Source organism: Acutalibacter sp. LFL-21 (assembly GCF_025630755.1).
Lineage (GTDB): Bacteria > Bacillota > Clostridia > Oscillospirales > Acutalibacteraceae > Acutalibacter > Acutalibacter stercoravium.
The window spans coordinates 306,654-322,775 of the sequence record NZ_JAOTNT010000001.1 but is presented as its reverse complement, the minus strand read 5'-3'; the positions used below and the strand labels follow the sequence as shown (position 1 = coordinate 322,775).

Below are 16,122 nucleotides of genomic sequence, written 5' to 3'. Positions count from 1 at the left end.
GGCGAACGTCATAAAAATCCTGGGGCAGCCCTTTGTGCAGGGCCGGCCCCGACTGGAGGAAAGAAACCCATGAAGCGAGTAAAAAAGCCTGTGTTTTTTGTAGTGGCGCTTCTCATCCTCGCCCTGGTGTTCACGTCCCTGTTCGGCGTGTACGGCCAGAACGGGGACTTTAAGGTCACCTACATAAAAGGCGCCGGTGATATCCGTTGGGGCATTGATATCCGGGGCGGCGTAGAGGCCACCTTCAGCCCGGCGGACGGGGTGGAGGCCACCACCGAAGAGCTTAACGCGGCCAAGGAGATCATCGAGACCCGAATGGTGTCCAACAGCATTACCGACTATGAGATCTACACCGACCCCACCAACAACCGGATTATCGTCCGGTTCCCCTGGCGCAGCGACGAGGAGAATTTCGACCCCGAGGAGGCCATCAACGAGCTGGCGGCCACCGCCCAGCTCACCTTCCGCGAGGGGATGGAATATGAGTCCATGGAGTACGCCGAGGACGGCAGCGTTGTCTACCGCACCCCCATGGGCACCACGGCGGAAAACATCATCCTGGAGGGCTCTGATGTGGTCAGCGCCACTCCGGCCATGACCCAGGACGAGACCACGGGCGAGTACCAGTACATTGTCAGCCTGAAGCTCTCGGAGGCGGGGGCCGAAAAGTTTGCCGAGGCCACCAGCGAGCTGGTGGGCAGCACCATCTCCATCTGGATGGATGATGTGATGATTTCTTACCCCACGGTCAACGAGGCCATCACCAACGGCGAGTGCTCCATCACGGGTGACTTTACCAGTGAGGAGGCCACCCAGCTGGCCAACCAGATCCAGGCGGGCGCCCTGCCCTTTGCCCTGCAGGTCTCCAGCTTCAGCTCTATGCCGCCCACCCTGGGCACCCAGGCGCTGAACGCCATGATGCTGGCGGGCATTCTGGCCTTTGTGGTCATTTCCGTGCTGATGATCGTGCTGTTCCGGCTGCCGGGCGTTGTGGCGGTTATCAGCCTGGCCGGCCAGGTGGGCCTGTGTATGGCCGCCATCTCTGGCTTTTTCCCCTTCCTCAACTCTTACACCACCACCCTGCCGGGCTTGGCGGGCATTGTGCTCTCCATTGGCATGGGCGTGGACGCCAACGTGATCTCTGCCAGCCGCATCCGCGAGGAGCTGCGCAACGGCAAGAGCCTGGACGGCGCCCTGAAGCTGGGCTTCTCTGAGAGTTTCTGGGCCATCTTCGACGGCAACATCACCACCCTGATTGTGGCCGTTATGCTGATGGGTGTGTTCGGGCCCAGCAATATTTTGTCCATCATCTTTGGCGAGTCCACCACCGGCGCCATTTTCTCCTTTGGCTTTACCCTGCTGGTGGGCATCATCGGCAACTTTATCATGGGCATGACAGCCACCCGGCTGATGACCCTCTCTCTGGCCGGCTTCAAGGGCCTGCATAAAAAATGGCTGTTTGGAGGTGCTCGCGGCGATGAATGAGAAGACATACCGTTTCCACTTTTACCAGAACAAAAAGATTTATTTCGGCATTTCCATTGTGCTGCTGGTGGTGGGCATCCTTGCCAGCGTCATCATTGGGCCCCACCTGGACATTCAGTTTGCCGGCGGCTCGATGATCCTCTACTCTGTGGAGGGCGGCCAGGCGGACGCCAGCGGCGTAGAGGCCGCCGTCAGCGAGAGCACCGGCCGGAACTGCGAGGTGGCCATCAGCCAGGATATCACCACGGGCGGCGAGCAGGTGACGGTGTCCTTCTCCGGCAACCAGGCTATGACGCCGGAGGAGCAGGCCGCCGTTACAAGCGCCCTGCAGAGCGCCTATCCGGACCTGGGCTTTGAGCTGCTCTCCTCCAGCTCGGTGGAGGCCAGCATGGGCGCCCGGTTCTTCCAGAAGTGCCTGGTGTGCTTTGCCATCACGGCGGTGTTCCTGCTGGTTTACATCGCCCTGCGCTTCCGCAAGATTGGCGGCCTGGCCGCGGGCATTACCGCTGTAATCGCGCTGATGCACGATGTGCTCATCGCTTTCTGCGTGTTTGTGGTCTGCGGGCTGGACATTGACGATATCTTTATCGCGGTTATCCTCACCATTCTGGGTTACTCCCTGAACGCCACTATCGTGGTGTACGACCGCGTCCGTGAAAACCGCCGGAAGATGGGCCCCCGGGTGAGCTATGATGAGGTTATGAACCTGAGCATGAACCAGACCCTGAGCCGCACGGTGCTTACCTCTCTGTGCACGTTCCTTTCCCTGGTGGTGGTGCTCATTGTGGCGATGATTTACAACATCGACACGGTGGTTTCCTTCGCGCTGCCGATGATGGCGGGCGTGGCGGCCGGCTGCTTCAGCAGCCAGTTCATTGCCCCCAACCTGTTCTGCATGTGGCAGATCCACAAGCGCAAGCAGATGGATGCCGCCAAGCAGAAGGCCTAACGGCGGGATTTCCCGTTTACCATGCAAACAAAAGAGCCGCGGGGGAAAGCCCTTGCGGCTCTTATCTTAATCTATGAGGAGGGGCTGCCATGGAGCAGCGGTTCTACCTGATTACCGGGGTAATGGCCTCGGGAAAATCCACCACAGCCCAGGCCCTGGCCCAGGCGCTGCCCCGGTGCGTCCACCTGCGGGGCGACCTGTTCCGGCGCATGATTGTCACCGGCAGGGAAGAGATGGCCGACCCGCCCACCGAAGAGGCGCTGCGGCAGCTGCACCTCCGCTTCCGGCTGGCGGCCCAGGCTGCGCGGGGCTATTGGGAGGCCGGGTTTTCCGTGGTGCTGCAGGATAATTATTACGGCCCGGCCCTGGAGGAGATGGCCTCTCTTTTGCGGGGCATCCCCCTGCGCCTGGTGGTCCTCTGCCCTTCTGTGGAGACGGTCAGGGCCCGGGAGGCTTCCCGGGGGAAGAGGGGCTATGTGGGCTTTTCCCCAGAGGCCCTGTGGCACAGCTTTATGCGGGAGACGCCCCGCGCGGGCCTTTGGCTGGACAACTCCCACATGACGGTGGAGCAGGCTGTGGAGGAGATCCTCTCCCGGGGGGAGGAATCCGGCCCTTGTGCATAGACCGCCTGGAAAGAGGGAAACTAAGGGCAAGTACCTCGGAAAGGATGCGGTGAAATGAAACAGCAGGACCGGACCAGCCAGAAGCCCCAGACCTCCCCTTATCACGAACACGACCCCCTTCCTCAGGGGGCCCTGCCAGAAAGCCCCGCCGTGGCCTCGGCCAACGAGTGCACGGGCTTGATGTTCACCCCGCCGGAGGACGCCGCCCAGCTGGAGGCTTACCAGCAACTGTCCCCCATGGCCATCCCCCGGCGGGAGCCGGAAAGCGGAGCCCGGGCCAAAAAGTGCCCGGGGGCGGCCTCCCACCGGGAGGAGAGGCGGTAGCCCAGCCCGTGGAAGGGGTCCCGGCCAGGCCGGGGCCCTTCCTTTTTGGGGAAGCTTCCGCAGGGAGTAGGCAAACTGGGAAATTTGTGCTATAATACTTTCCACAGAAACAAGCTTTCTGGAAGCTCTGTGAAATGGAAAGGATGTTATGCAATGGCAGAGATACAGATTCAGTGGCTGGGCCACTCTTGCTTTCGAGTGGAGTGCCAGGGCTACGCCATTGTGCTGGACCCCTTTGAGCCCGGCAGCGTTCCCGGCCTAAGGGATATCCAACAGACGGCGGACCAGGTGCTTTGCAGCCATGAACACCATGACCACAACTACCGGGCAGGGGTTGCCCTGCGGGAGACAGGGGCGGAAAACCCCTTCGCCATCACGGCCTTCCCCTCTTTCCACGACGGCTGCGGCGGGGAAAAGCGGGGGCCCAACACCATCCATCTGCTGGAGGCCGGCGGCCTGCGGGTGGCCCACATGGGGGATGCTGGGTGCATGCCCTCCCCGGAGATTCTGGAGCGGCTTCAGGAGCTGGACGCCGTGATGCTTCCGGTTGGGGGCTATTACACCGTGGGCCCGGAAGAGGCCCAGGCCATTGTGGAGGCCATCCGTCCCCGGGTGGTCATCCCCATGCACTACCGGTCGGACCGGTTTGGGTTCGACGTGCTGGCGCCGGTGGAAAAATTTCTGGATTTGAACGCCGGCCACTGGATGCGGTATGACACCGACACCCTGGAGATCCACGGCGGCATGAGCCGCCGCGTTGCGGTGCTGACCTATGGCGGCTGAGGGCGGAACCTATACCATCAGCCAGGCGGCGGAAAGGCTGGGGGTCACCGCCTATACCCTGCGGTACTATGACAAAGAGGGCCTGCTGCCCTTTGTGGCCCGCAGCCAGGGCGGGGCGCGGGTGTTTACGGACCGGGACCTGGAGAACCTGCGGATCATCAGCTGCTTGAAGGCCTCGGGAATGCCCATCAAGGACATTCGGGAATTCCTGCACTGGTGTGCCCTGGGGGATGAGAGCCTTTCCCAGCGCTACCAGATGTTTCTGGAGCGGAAGGCCGCTGTAGAGGCCCAGATGGAGCAGCTGCGCCGCACCATGGAGGTCATCGAATACAAGTGCCGGTACTATAAGACCGCCCTGGAGGCGGGGACAGAGGCTGTGCACAAGAAAGAGGATGTCCCGGCAGCCTCTGCGTAACAGGGGAAACTCCCCTACAGGGGCGCCATTCCAAAATACCCCAGCAGGCCGCTGTAAATGCCCTGGGCAAAGGCGGGCTGCTCATCCCGCAGCTTCAGGGCATCACCGCCGTTGGTCAGATAGGCCAGCTCCACCAGGATGGCGGGCATGGCAGTGCGGCGCAGCACATAAAGGGTGGGGTTCAGGCGCACCCCGTTGTCCCGGGTGCCCACTTCTTCCACAATTCCCCCCAGCACATGCTGGGCCAGCCAATAGGCCTGGGTGTTCTGCTGGTAAACATAGACCTCTGTGCCGTTGATGGCCGGGTTGGTGTTGGCGTTGCAGTGAATGCTGACAAAGTAGTCTGCCGGCCAGGAATTGGCCAGGTAGACCCGGCGCTGTAGGCTGGCGGCATTGCTGGCGCCCAGGGACTCGGTGGGGGTGGTGCGGGAGACCCGGGCAGTGAACCGGGGATCGCCGTTTAAAAGCCGGGCCAGGTCCATCCCCACGGCATAGGTGATGTCCTGTTCCCGCAGGCCATAGCCCTCGGCCCCGGCATTGGCTCCGCTGGGGTTGTGCCCCTGGTCGATAAAAACGCGGATGGGCATGTAGAGACGCCTCCTTTTTCTTCGCTTGCCCCATCCTATGCCAGGGCGCGCCCGCGGGTTCCCCTGCGGGGAGAGAAAGAGGGAAAGAAGGGGCCGGTCCCCTATGAATTTCTGAAAACGGAGGAAATCGAGATGAGAAAGAGAACGGTGCGCGGGGCGGCGGGCGCTTTGGCGCTGGCGGCCCTGCTGGCGGGCTGTTCCGCTGAGAGCATCACCCAGGCGCAGGCAACAGAGATTGCCCTGGAGCACGCGGGTGTCACCCAAGAGGAAGCGTCCTCCCTTTCCGTCCAGCAGGACACAACCGAGGAGGGGCGGAAGGTCTATGAGATTGATTTTTCCACCCAGGACACCGAGTATCATTACGACGTGGCCCGGAACAACGGGGAGATCATCAACTATCACTACGATACGGCCAGCGCCGCTTCTTCCGGGGAAGCCCAGGGGGATGATGGCCAGGAATCCGGCACAACCGCCCAGGAGGCCACCCCCGCGCCGTCCCAGTCCTCTCAAAGCGGCGCCGGGATTACGGAGGATGAGGCCAGGTCCATTGCCTTGGAGCATGCCGGCGTCACTGCAGAGGAGGCCACGGTCTACCGGGTTAAAGCGGATTACGACGACGGCCGGGCGGTCTACGATGTAGAGTTTGCGGTGGGGGCCACGGAATACGACTATGAGATTTCCCAGGAGGACGGGGCAATCTTCTCCTATGACTCCGATGTGGAGGGCTGGACCCCTGTTTCAGGGGAAAACCAGACTTCCAGCCAAGGGGCGGGGCCGGTCTCCCAAGAGGAGGCCACCCAGCTGGTGCTGGAACGGGTGCCCGGCGCCACAGAGAGCGATGTGCGCATCCGGCTGGACCGGGACGACGGCAGAGAGGTCTATGAAGGGGAGCTCTACTACGACCGGACCGAGTATGAATTTGAGATTGACGCTTCCACCGGCAGCTTTTTAGAGTGGAGCGCGGACAGCGGAAGATGAGAGAAAAGCCCTGGGAAACCGGGGCTTTTTCCTGTTTCAGGGGGCCGTTTGGACCGGGCCTTTGGGGCGGCGGCTGATTTTGTAAACAAACTGTGGCTTTCCTTGCAATAGGCCGGCCTTGCGTGGTATAATAATCAAGAATATGCGCCGCAGAGGGCCCAGAAGGGCGCCCGGCCCGCAAGGCCAGGGCTTTTTCCCGCGGCGGAACGACCTCTGTGGGAGGACGGCCCGGCGCCGTTCTTCACAAGAAAGGGTGGCTTGTATGGCTAACGGACTTTTGACGAAGCTGTTTGGAAATTACAGCAAACGGGAATTAAAGCGCATCCAGCCCCTGGTGGACCAGGTGCTGGGCTTGGAAGACAAATATAAGCAGTTGAGCGATGAGGAGCTGAAGGCCCAGACCGGCCTTCTCAAGGGGCGGCTGGAAAAGGGCGAGACCCTGGACGATATCCTCACCGACGCCTTTGCCGCCTGCCGGGAGGCCATGGCCCGGGTGCTCTCCATCCGGCTGTTCCCGGTGCAGGTGCAGGGCGGCATCATCCTGCACCAGGGTCGCATCGCCGAGATGAAGACCGGTGAAGGCAAGACCTTCACCCTGGCCCTGCCCGCTTATCTCAACGCCCTGACGGGGAAGGGCGTCCATGTGGTTACGGTCAACGAGTACCTGGCCAAGTACCAGGGCGAGATGATGGCCCGGGTGTTCAACTTTATGGGGATGACTGTGGGCCTGGCCCTCAACGGCATGTCCTCCCAGGAGAAGAAGGCGGCTTACGCCTGCGACATCACCTATGGCACCAACAACGAGATGGGCTTTGACTACCTGCGGGACAACATGGTCACCTACAAGGAGCGCAAGGTGCAGCGGGGCCACTATTACGCCATTGTGGACGAGGTGGACTCCATCCTCATCGACGAGGCCCGCACCCCCCTTATCATCTCGGGTCAGGGCGCCAAGGCCGATGACCTCTACGGCCGGGCCAACGCCTTTGCCCGGTCTTTGAAGCCCATCCGCGTCAAGGAGACCGATGAGAAAGAGGACAACGACGAGCTCTATAAGGACTACGACTACATCGTCAATGAGAAGCGGAAGACCTGTTCCCTCACCCGCCGGGGCGTGAAAAAGGCCGAGGAGTTCTTCGGCATCGAGAACCTGACCGACCCGGACAACCTGAAGATCCAGCACCATGTGGACCAGGCTATCAAGGCCTGGGGCATTATGCACCGGGACCAGGACTATGTGGTGAAGGACGGCGAGGTCATCATTGTGGATGAGTTCACCGGCCGCCTGATGTACGGCCGCCGCTACAACGAGGGCCTGCACCAGGCCATTGAGGCCAAGGAGGGCGTGGAGGTGGCCCGGGAAAGCCGGACGCTTGCCACCATCACCTTCCAGAACTACTTCCGCCTGTACGACAAGCTCTCTGGCATGACGGGTACCGCCATGACCGAGCAGGAGGAGTTCTCGGAGATCTACAAGCTGGACGTGGTGGAGATCCCCACCAACCGGCCCATGATTCGGGAGGACTGCCCCGACGTGGTCTACAAGACCCAGCAGGCCAAGTTCCAGGCCGTCATCAACGACATTGTGGAGCACCACCAGAAGGGCCAGCCCGTGCTGGTGGGCACCATCACCATCGAAAAGAGCGAGCTGCTCTCCAAGCTGCTGAAGGCCCGGGGCGTCAAGCACGAGGTGCTCAACGCCAAGTTCCATGAGAAGGAGGCCCAGATTGTGGCCCAGGCCGGCCGCAAAGGCGCCGTGACCATCGCCACCAACATGGCGGGCCGCGGCACCGACATCCTGCTGGGCGGCAACGCGGAGTTCATGGCCAAGGCCGAGATGCGCAAGATGGGCTATGACGAGGAGATGCTGGCGGAGGCCTCTGCCTACAGCCACACCGAGGACGAGGCCATCCTGGAGGCCCGCAAGACCTTTGCGGAGCTGAACAAGAAGTATAAGGACGAGATTGCCCCCGAGGCGGAGGAGGTCCGCGCGCTGGGCGGCCTGTATATCATCGGCACAGAGCGCCACGAGTCCCGCCGCATCGACAACCAGCTGCGGGGCCGCGCCGGCCGCCAGGGCGACCCCGGCAAGAGCCGGTTCTACATCTCCCTGGAGGATGACCTGATGCGCCTCTTCGGCGGCGAGCGGCTTCAGGGCTTTATGGACAAGATGAAAATTGACGACGACACCCCCATCGAGGCGGGCATTGTCTCCAACTCCATCGAGGGCGCCCAGCGCAAGGTGGAGAGCCGCAACTTCGCCATCCGGAAGAACGTGCTCCAGTATGACGAGGTGATGAACAGCCAGCGGCAGATCATCTACAGCCAGCGGGACCAGGTCTTAAACGGCGAGAACATGAAGGAACAGATCCAAAAGATGATCTATGGCGCCATTGAGGACAACGTGAAGCGCTACCTGCCGGAGAACACCCCCCACGAGGACTGGGACCTGCCCGGCCTGCGGGAGCACTATATGGGCTGGCTGATTGGGCCGGAGGAGCTGCGCTTTACCAAGTCTGAGGTGGAGGACCTGGAGCCGGAGCATGTGGTCACCGAGCTGAAGAACCGGGCCGACGCCATTTACGCCGCCAAGGAGAAGGAGTTCACGCCCCCCATTATGCGGGAGGTGGAGCGCGTGGTGCTGCTGCGCAACGTGGACCAGGAGTGGATGGACCACATCGACGCCATGGAACAGCTGCAGGACGGCATCCGCCTGCGGGCTTACGCCCAGCAGGACCCGGTGGTGGAGTACCGCCTGGAGGGCTTCGACATGTTTGACAGCATGATTGCCGCCATCCGGGAGAACACCGCCAAGATGATGCTTACCGTGCGGCTGCGCAAGAAGGAGGAGGCCCCCCAGCGGGAGCAGGTGGCCAAAGAGACCGGCACCTCCTCTGCCGCCGCTGCCGGAGACGGCACCGTGCAGAAGCAGCCGGTGAAAAAGCAGAAGAAACCCGGCCGCAACGACCCCTGCCCCTGCGGCAGCGGGCTGAAGTACAAGAAATGCTGCGGCCGCAACGAGTGAGCCGCCAAGGAGGGCGTGACGTGAAAAAAGGATGGAAGCGGGCGGCCCTGGCGGCTGCGGCGGCAGGGCTCTCCCTGGCCCTGGCGGGGTGCTCCTTGCCCATGACGGGTTTTGCGGATTACGATGTCTCCGGCTATTTTCAGGCCCTGCTGGACAGCTCTTACAAGGGGGAGAACACCTCCTATATGGCGGTGGCTGCCGCCACGGAAGAGGTGGCCCAACAAAACAACACCACCACTGTGACCAACGCGGCGGTTAATTTCTGCAACACCTACGGCCTAAGCCCCAGCGACGACCAGCTGACCCAGCTGGAAGATGTGATGCGCCAGGCTCTGCGCCAGGCGGATTACACCGTGAAGGACGAGCAGAAGGTGGATGGGGGCTACTACCTGGAGGTGGAGATTGACCCCATTGTCAACTTCAGCGGGCTGGAGGACACCATCAGCCAGCTGCGCACAGAGGCGGAAGAGGAAGCCACCCTGGCCAACAGCTCCAGTTCTCAGGATGAGGACAGCTATGGGAGCGATGACAGCACCTACGGGTATGACGGCGGCTCCTACGGAGATGGCTATGACGATAGCTATGGGGACGGTTACGGCGATTCCTACGATAGTTACAGCGATGAGGGCTCTTACGGCAGCTACACCGGTGAGGACTCCAGCTCCTCTGATGAGGAAGAGACCTCCCAGGCGGATTCGGAGCCGGTGGACGCCAACTCCCTGTTTGTGGACAAGGTGGTGGCATATTGCCAGGAGGAGCTTTCCAGCATCCGTTACGGCAGCGAGCCGGTGACCATCGCCCTGGACATCCGCCAGACTGACGCGGGCGAGCTGCAGCTGGACACCAACCAGTTGGACACCATTGACAAAACGGTGCTTCAGCTTCACAGCTGAGCGCTGAAAGAAGCAGGGCGGACAGGGTCCGCCCTGTTTTCAAAAGGAGAGATACACCATGGAAGAAGCAATGCTGCAAACTAAAAACCTGTATGCCCTGAGCCACACCGCCGCCGCCCCCCTGCTGGCAGGGACGGCTTATCCCTGGGAGGCCCTTCCCAGGATTGGCGCCTTTATCCAGGAGCTGGGGGCCGCCCTCTCCTTAGAGGAGTACGACCATCCCCAGGAAAACGTGTGGATTCACAAGACGGCCAAAATCTACCCCAACAACTATATCGCGGGCCCCTGCATCATCGGGGCCGGCACCGAGGTGCGGCCCGGCGCCTTCATCCGGGGGAACGCCCTGGTGGGGGAAAACTGCGTGGTGGGCAACTCTACCGAGCTGAAGAATGTCATCCTGTTCGACAATGTGCAGGTGCCCCACTACAACTATGTGGGGGACTCCATCCTGGGCTACAAGTCCCACATGGGGGCGGGGGCTGTCACCTCCAACGTGAAGCAGGACAAGTCCCCGGTGACGGTCCACGCGGGCTTCCGCCGGGTGGACACGGGCCTGAAAAAGTTTGGCGCCATGCTGGGCGACCATGTAGAGGTGGGCTGCAACAGCGTTTTAAACCCCGGCACCGTGGTGGGAAGGAACTCTCGGGTGTACCCCCTTTCCATGGTGCGGGGCTTTGTGCCAGAGCGGATGATTCACAAAAACAACGGGGAGACTGTCCCCCTGCGGGAAGGAAACTGAGCCGGGAACGCCCCCGGCCTTGGGAAAGGGGATGAGCTTTTGGAAGCGATACTGGAATTTCTGCAGTCGGGGGTGTTGCCCACGGTTCTGCTGATTCTGCGGGCCATTGTGCCCCTGCTGGCCCTGTATGTGGTGTGGCGGTGCTACACCTCCTTTAAAAAGGGCCAGCGCCGCCGGGACCCCGTGGTCATGCTGTGGGACGAGGCCTCTGGCACGCGGTTCCCCGTGCTGTACTGGGAGAACTCCATCGGCCGCAGCAAAAGCTGCGACATCTACCTGCCGGACGCCACCGCCAGCCGGGACCACGCGGTGCTGCTGCGCCGGGACGAGGGCTGGTTTATCTGCGACACGGGTTCTAAGTCCGGCGTATACGTCAACGGCAAGAAGATCCAGGACCGGAAACTGGTGAACATTGGCGACCGGGTGACCATGGGCGCCACCACCCTGACCCTGTGGAACACCGACGCCCAGCCCCGGGAGCGCCGCCGCATCTTCACCGGCTTCTCCCGGGAGGCGGCCTCCCCCTTTAAGCTGATGATGGTGGCCACCCTGGCCCTGCTGATTATGGCGGTGCAGGGCGCCCTTTCCGGCGGGGAGCTCCACCCCGAGCAGTTCATCCCCTTCGGGGCAGTGCTGGTGATGGGCTGGGGCCTGTATATCTTTTCCATCGGCGTGATGCACCGGGTCAGCTTTGAGATTGAGACCGTAGCGTACCTGCTTTCGGGCATCGGCATCCAGCTGCTTTCCGCCTATGATATCCAGGGCGTCACCACCCAGATTGCCGCCATGCTGCTGGGCACCCTGCTGTTCTGCTTCATGATCTGGTTTATGAACGATATGGAGCGGGTGGCCAAGTGCCGCCTGTGGATCGGCCTGGGGGCCATCGGCCTATTGGCCCTGACGCTGCTGATCGGCACCAACGCGGGGGGCTCTACCAACTGGATTCGCATTGGGCCCCTCAGCGTGCAGCCCTCGGAGTTTGTGAAAATCGCCTTTATCTTTGTGGGCACCTCCACCTTGGACCGCCTGCAGACCAAAAAGAACATCGGCGAGTTCTTGATTTTTACCGGCGCATGCATCGGCCTGCTGGCCCTGATGCCGGACTTCGGCATGGCGCTGATCCTGTTCGCCACCTTCCTCATCATCGCCTTCATGCGTTCCGGTAGCGTGCGCACCATCGCCCTGGTGCTGGCTGGGGCGGTGCTGGCGGTGCTGGTGGTTCTGACGGTAAAGCCCTATGTGCTGGACCGCTTTATGGGCTGGGGCCACGTGTGGGAGGATGTCAACGGCGTGGGCTACCAGCAGACCCGGGTGCTGACCTACCTGGCCAGCGGCGGCCTGTTCGGCCTGGGGCTGGGAAGCAGCTATATGGGCAGCGTCCCCGCCGCGGACAGCGATTTGGTTTTTGGCCTGCTGTGCGAGGAACAGGGCCTGCTTCTGGGCCTGGTGGTGCTGCTGGCCTTTGTGCTGTGGATCTTCTACGCCCGCAGCGACGTGACCAGAAGCCGCTCCACCTTTTTCTCCATCGCGGCTTGCGCCGCCGCGGGGATGCTGATGTTCCAAACGGCGCTGAATGTGTATGGCGCCACAGACGTGCTGCCCCTTACCGGCGTGACCCTGCCCTTTATCAGCTCCGGCGGCTCCAGCCTGATCTCCGTCTGGGGGATGATGGCCTTTTTGAAGGCCAGTGACGAGCGCACCTACGCCGCCCGCCGGGCCAGCCGGAAGAGCCTGCGCCAGGACTATGCCCAACCCCCCAGCCGGGGCCGAGGGGTTCCTGTGCAGGAGCCCGCCCCGCCCCGCCGGGGAAAGACCGCGGCGCCCTCCCGCTCTAGAGGGGGCCGCCATTCCAGAAGGGAGGCCTGACCCATGCGCACAACTGGATTCCGCTCGATGGTGCTTTACCTGCTGCTGGCCGCCTTTTTGGGCGGGCTGGGCTACCTGCTGGTAAACCTGTTTTTGCACGGGGGCCAATGGGCCATGCAGCCCTATAACGGGCATTTGAATTCCGAAAACTCCACGGTCACCCTGGGGGACATTACCGACCGGAACGGCAACCTGCTGGCCACCACCCAAGAGGGGGCCCGGATCTACAGCCCGGATGAGACGGTGCGCCGCTCTCTGCTTCACACGGTGGGGGACCCTTACGGGTATATCTCCACCAGTGTGCAGTCCACCATGCGGGGAAAGCTCTCTGGCTACAACCTCATCACCGGCCTGAACGACACCTTTTTTAACCGCATGGGCAGCGATATCTCCTTAACAGTGGACCAAAACGCCTGTGCCGCCGCCTACAATGCCCTGGGGGGCAAAAACGGGGCGGTGTTGGTGTACAACTACAAGACCGGGGAGGTGCTGGCAAAGGTCAGCGCCCCCACCTTCGACCCCAACGCCGTGCCAGAGGACATTGAGACCAACGAGGCCTACAAGGGCGCCTATCTGGACAACACTTTGTCCGGCAGCTTTACCCCGGGCTCCATCTTTAAGGTCGTCACCGCCGCGGCGGCCATGGAAAAATACCCCGACACCTGGAGCTCCCTCTCCTACGACTGCCAGGGCTCTGTCACGCTGGGAGAGAGTACCGTGACCTGCCTGCACGGCAATGCCCACGGCACCCAGGACCTGGCCACGGCTTTTGGAAACTCCTGCAACGTGTACTTCGCCCAGCTGGCCAACGACCTGGGCGCAGAGGCCCTGCAGCAGAAGGCGGAGGAGATGGGCTTTAACACCCAGCTGGATTTTAGCGGCATCTCCGTATCCCAGAGCACCATCGACCTGAGCGGCGCCAACGCCAATGAGCTGGGATGGGCCGGCGTGGGCCAGTACACAGTGCTCAGCAACCCCTACCACATGATGGTGCTCATGGGGGCCATCGCCAACGGAGGCGAGTATGTGGAGCCCTGGCTCACCCAGGGGGGCGGCCTGCTGGACGGCCTGACCGGCGGCAGCCGCCAGCTGGTCACCGCCACGGAGGCCCAGAACTTAAAGACCCTTCTGCGCAACAATGTGGAGTATTATTACGGGGACTACCTGTTCCCCAGCGGCATGAACGTGTGCGCCAAGACCGGCACCGGCGAGGTGGGGGAGGACCAGGGCCCCAACTGCTGGATGGTGGGTTTCTGCGACTCCCAGCAGTACCCTTACGCCTTCGCCGTGCTGGTGGAGGACGGCACCGGCGGCATCGAGAGCGCCGGCAGCGTGGCCAGCGCCGTTTTGACAGCGTTGGCCGGTTAATGGGAAAGAAGCGCCCCAGTGAAAGGGCGCTTTTTTCCATCCAAACAGAAAAAGGGAGCGCCCCGCCTGGAAGCTGCGCCAGGCGGGGCGCTCTGTATAAAGTGGGGAGGGTTGAACTCGAAGAATAGATTACAGGGGCAGAACAGCCAGCAGGGCGCCTCCCAAAGCCCAACTAAATAGGTTGGCTACAAAGGCGTACCCCACAGCCCGGCGTTTCCGGTGTTCCTTTAAAAGGCGGGAGAAGGCAATCGCTTCCGCCACAAGCACCAAGATCTCCATAGGGGTGTAGAGCAGCAGCCCCAGGTAGATGAGGGCGGCGTAGGGTTCTAGGGCAGTGGGCGAGGCGACGCAGTAGATGCACAGGTTCACCCCCAGCTGGGTGACCAGGTTTACAAGCAGGAACACCAGCCAGCTGCGCTTTTGCCGGTAGCCAAAAAGCAAAAACACCAGGCCCTCCAGCACCAAGGTCAGGGACACCCGCAGGAAGATCAGCAAAGGCTGCCGCCACCAGGGCTGGCCGTACAGCAGCCGTTTGCCCGCCACATCCAGGGTGACAAGATTGTTGTAGCGGGAGAAGCCCTCTGGGTCGATGGGAAGGGAAAAGCTCTCTTCCCCCATTTCCACCAGCAGGGTGGCGGGAAGGGCGTTCTCGGTGCCCCAGGCGGCTTGATAACTGCCGAAAAATCTGTAATACTTTTCCCACAGCACAGAGCTTTCTCGCAAGGACCAAGTCATGGGGTCAGCGCCTTCCTCTGTCAGTGTGAGGGTCAAGCGCAGCTCCTCCGGCGGGTCCAGCACCAGCACCGTTAGGCCGGGGGGCTCCGCCGAATTGGCCGAAGCGGGGATGGGCAGGGCCAGGCAGAAGGCCAGGGCCAGAAGAAGCGAAAGAGCTTTCTTTTTCATAAAGAATCCCTCCTTTTTCAGGGACGAAAAAGGTTTGCGTTTTTCCCAAAAATAGTATACCATAAAGGGGAGGATTTGTCTCGGAACAGTGTTGTAACCCCTGTGACAACGCTGCAACCAAATCGTACCCAAAATGAGGAGGAGACCTCTATGAAGCTGGAACAGCTTTCTCCCGCGTTCAAGGATTACCTGTGGGGCGGCACCAAGCTGCGGGATGTGTACGGCAAAAACTGCGATTTTGACAAGGTGGCGGAGAGCTGGGAGCTCTCCACCCACCCCGCCGGGGAGAGCACCCTGGCGGGCGGGGACCATCCGGGCCTGATTCTGAGCCAGTATTTTCAACAGTTCCCGGAAGTCCTGGGGAAAAACGCCCGGGCCTTCAGGGACTTCCCGGTGCTCATCAAGCTCATCGACGCCAAGGACCCTCTTTCCATCCAGGTGCACCCCAGCGACGAGTACGCCCTGCGGGTGGAGGGCGAGTACGGCAAGACGGAGATGTGGGTCATCGTGGACTGCGAGCCCGGGGCGTTTCTCTACTTTGGGGTGAACCGCCCGGTGAGCAAGGAGGAGTTCCAGCAGCGCATTGAGAACAACACGGTGCTGGAGGTGCTCAACAAGGTGGAGGTCCACCCGGGGGATGTGTTCTTCATCCAGTCCGGCACCATCCACGCCATCGGGGCGGGCATCTTGATCTGCGAGATCCAGCAGAACTCCAACTGCACCTACCGGGTCTATGACTACGGCCGGCGGGGCGCCGACGGCAAGCCCCGGGAGCTGCACATCGCCAAGGCCATGGACGTGTGCAGGCTGGAGCCCTCGGACACGGCCAGCCATTTGGGGCCGGTGCGCTCCTGCGCGGGGGGCACGGCCCAAACCCTGGCGGAGTGCCCCTATTTCTCCACCGAGAAGCTGCGGGTGGAGGAGGCACTGGTTCTGGAGGCCGGGGAGGACAGCTTTATCTCCCTGTTGTGCGTGAAGGGCGGCGGCCGGCTGGAAGGGCCGGAAAACGCCCTGGAGTTTACGGCGGGGGACAGCCTGTTCGTGCCAGCCGGCACCGGCCGGGTGCGGGTCTGCGGGGAGGCGGAGCTGGTGAAAACCACCGTGCCTGCCCAAGGGGAATGACAGCCCAGCCACCCTTTCAGGCAGAACGGCTGCGGCGTTAGATGGATGAAACTTAACTTTAG

At 62.0% G+C, this 16,122-nt stretch carries 15 protein-coding genes; 13 read left to right on the top strand and 2 right to left on the bottom strand.

Annotation, left to right across the window (positions count from 1 at the left end):
• Positions 1 to 69 precede the first annotated feature (69 nt).
• The 6 genes from secD (at position 70) to ODJ80_RS01420 (ending at position 4,579) form a co-directional block, all read left to right on the top strand.
• Positions 70 to 1,485: a protein translocase subunit SecD gene (gene secD, locus ODJ80_RS01445; RefSeq protein WP_263040599.1), complete on the top strand. Its 1,416-nt coding sequence runs from the start codon at positions 70 to 72 to the stop codon at positions 1,483 to 1,485.
• A complete protein-coding gene (secF, locus tag ODJ80_RS01440) occupies positions 1,478 to 2,434 on the top strand; it encodes a protein translocase subunit SecF (RefSeq protein WP_263040598.1) in 957 nt (318 codons plus the stop codon). The genes secD and secF overlap by 8 nt, the downstream gene beginning before the upstream one ends.
• An 89-nt stretch (positions 2,435 to 2,523) precedes the next feature.
• Positions 2,524 to 3,057, top strand: a complete 534-nt coding sequence (locus tag ODJ80_RS01435) for an AAA family ATPase (RefSeq protein ID WP_263040597.1) — start codon at positions 2,524 to 2,526, stop codon at positions 3,055 to 3,057.
• 54 nt (positions 3,058 to 3,111) lie between these two features.
• Positions 3,112 to 3,381 carry a hypothetical protein gene (locus ODJ80_RS01430; RefSeq protein ID WP_263040596.1) on the top strand — a complete coding sequence of 90 codons (270 nt, stop codon included), beginning with the start codon at positions 3,112 to 3,114 and terminating at the stop codon, positions 3,379 to 3,381.
• 153 nt (positions 3,382 to 3,534) lie between these two features.
• On the top strand, positions 3,535 to 4,164 hold the full coding sequence (locus ODJ80_RS01425; protein WP_263040595.1) for an MBL fold metallo-hydrolase: 630 nt from the start codon (positions 3,535 to 3,537) through the stop codon (positions 4,162 to 4,164).
• Positions 4,154 to 4,579 (top strand): MerR family transcriptional regulator, encoded by a 426-nt coding sequence (locus ODJ80_RS01420; RefSeq protein ID WP_263040594.1) that lies wholly within the window; start codon positions 4,154 to 4,156, stop codon positions 4,577 to 4,579. The genes ODJ80_RS01425 and ODJ80_RS01420 overlap by 11 nt, the downstream gene beginning before the upstream one ends.
• A gap of 14 nt (positions 4,580 to 4,593) precedes the next feature.
• Here ODJ80_RS01420 and ODJ80_RS01415 read toward each other — a convergent pair whose 3' ends face one another.
• Positions 4,594 to 5,166 (bottom strand): N-acetylmuramoyl-L-alanine amidase family protein, encoded by a 573-nt coding sequence (locus tag ODJ80_RS01415; RefSeq protein WP_263040593.1) that lies wholly within the window; start codon positions 5,164 to 5,166, stop codon positions 4,594 to 4,596.
• Between the two features lie 132 nt (positions 5,167 to 5,298).
• Between ODJ80_RS01415 and ODJ80_RS01410 the strand changes: the two genes are divergently transcribed.
• The 6 genes from ODJ80_RS01410 to ODJ80_RS01385 all read left to right on the top strand — a co-directional run bounded on the left by ODJ80_RS01410 (position 5,299) and on the right by ODJ80_RS01385 (position 14,035).
• A complete protein-coding gene (locus ODJ80_RS01410) occupies positions 5,299 to 6,144 on the top strand; it encodes a PepSY domain-containing protein (RefSeq protein WP_263040592.1) in 846 nt (281 codons plus the stop codon).
• A 262-nt stretch (positions 6,145 to 6,406) separates the two neighbouring features.
• The gene (gene secA / locus ODJ80_RS01405; RefSeq protein WP_263040591.1) at positions 6,407 to 9,169 is read left to right on the top strand and encodes a preprotein translocase subunit SecA; all 2,763 of its coding nucleotides are present in this window, start codon (positions 6,407 to 6,409) and stop codon (positions 9,167 to 9,169) included.
• Between the two features lie 20 nt (positions 9,170 to 9,189).
• Positions 9,190 to 10,062, top strand: coding sequence for a hypothetical protein (locus ODJ80_RS01400; RefSeq protein WP_263040590.1), 873 nt, complete (start codon positions 9,190 to 9,192; stop codon positions 10,060 to 10,062).
• Positions 10,063 to 10,120: 58 nt separating this feature from the next.
• On the top strand, positions 10,121 to 10,801 hold the full coding sequence (locus tag ODJ80_RS01395) for an acyltransferase (protein ID WP_263040589.1): 681 nt from the start codon (positions 10,121 to 10,123) through the stop codon (positions 10,799 to 10,801).
• A 39-nt stretch (positions 10,802 to 10,840) separates the two neighbouring features.
• Entirely contained in the window at positions 10,841 to 12,667 is a 1,827-nt protein-coding gene (locus tag ODJ80_RS01390) for an FtsW/RodA/SpoVE family cell cycle protein (RefSeq protein ID WP_263040588.1), read from the top strand.
• Positions 12,668 to 12,670: 3 nt separating this feature from the next.
• Positions 12,671 to 14,035 (top strand): penicillin-binding transpeptidase domain-containing protein, encoded by a 1,365-nt coding sequence (locus ODJ80_RS01385; RefSeq protein ID WP_263040587.1) that lies wholly within the window; start codon positions 12,671 to 12,673, stop codon positions 14,033 to 14,035.
• A gap of 129 nt (positions 14,036 to 14,164) precedes the next feature.
• Here the strand turns inward: ODJ80_RS01385 and ODJ80_RS01380 are convergent, their stop codons facing one another.
• Complete coding sequence (locus ODJ80_RS01380; protein WP_263040586.1) at positions 14,165 to 14,938, bottom strand: hypothetical protein; 774 nt, start codon at positions 14,936 to 14,938, stop codon at positions 14,165 to 14,167.
• A gap of 150 nt (positions 14,939 to 15,088) precedes the next feature.
• On the opposite strand from ODJ80_RS01380, the gene ODJ80_RS01375 reads away from it, so the two are divergent.
• Positions 15,089 to 16,060, top strand: coding sequence for a type I phosphomannose isomerase catalytic subunit (locus ODJ80_RS01375; protein ID WP_263040585.1), 972 nt, complete (start codon positions 15,089 to 15,091; stop codon positions 16,058 to 16,060).
• Positions 16,061 to 16,122 lie beyond the last annotated feature (62 nt).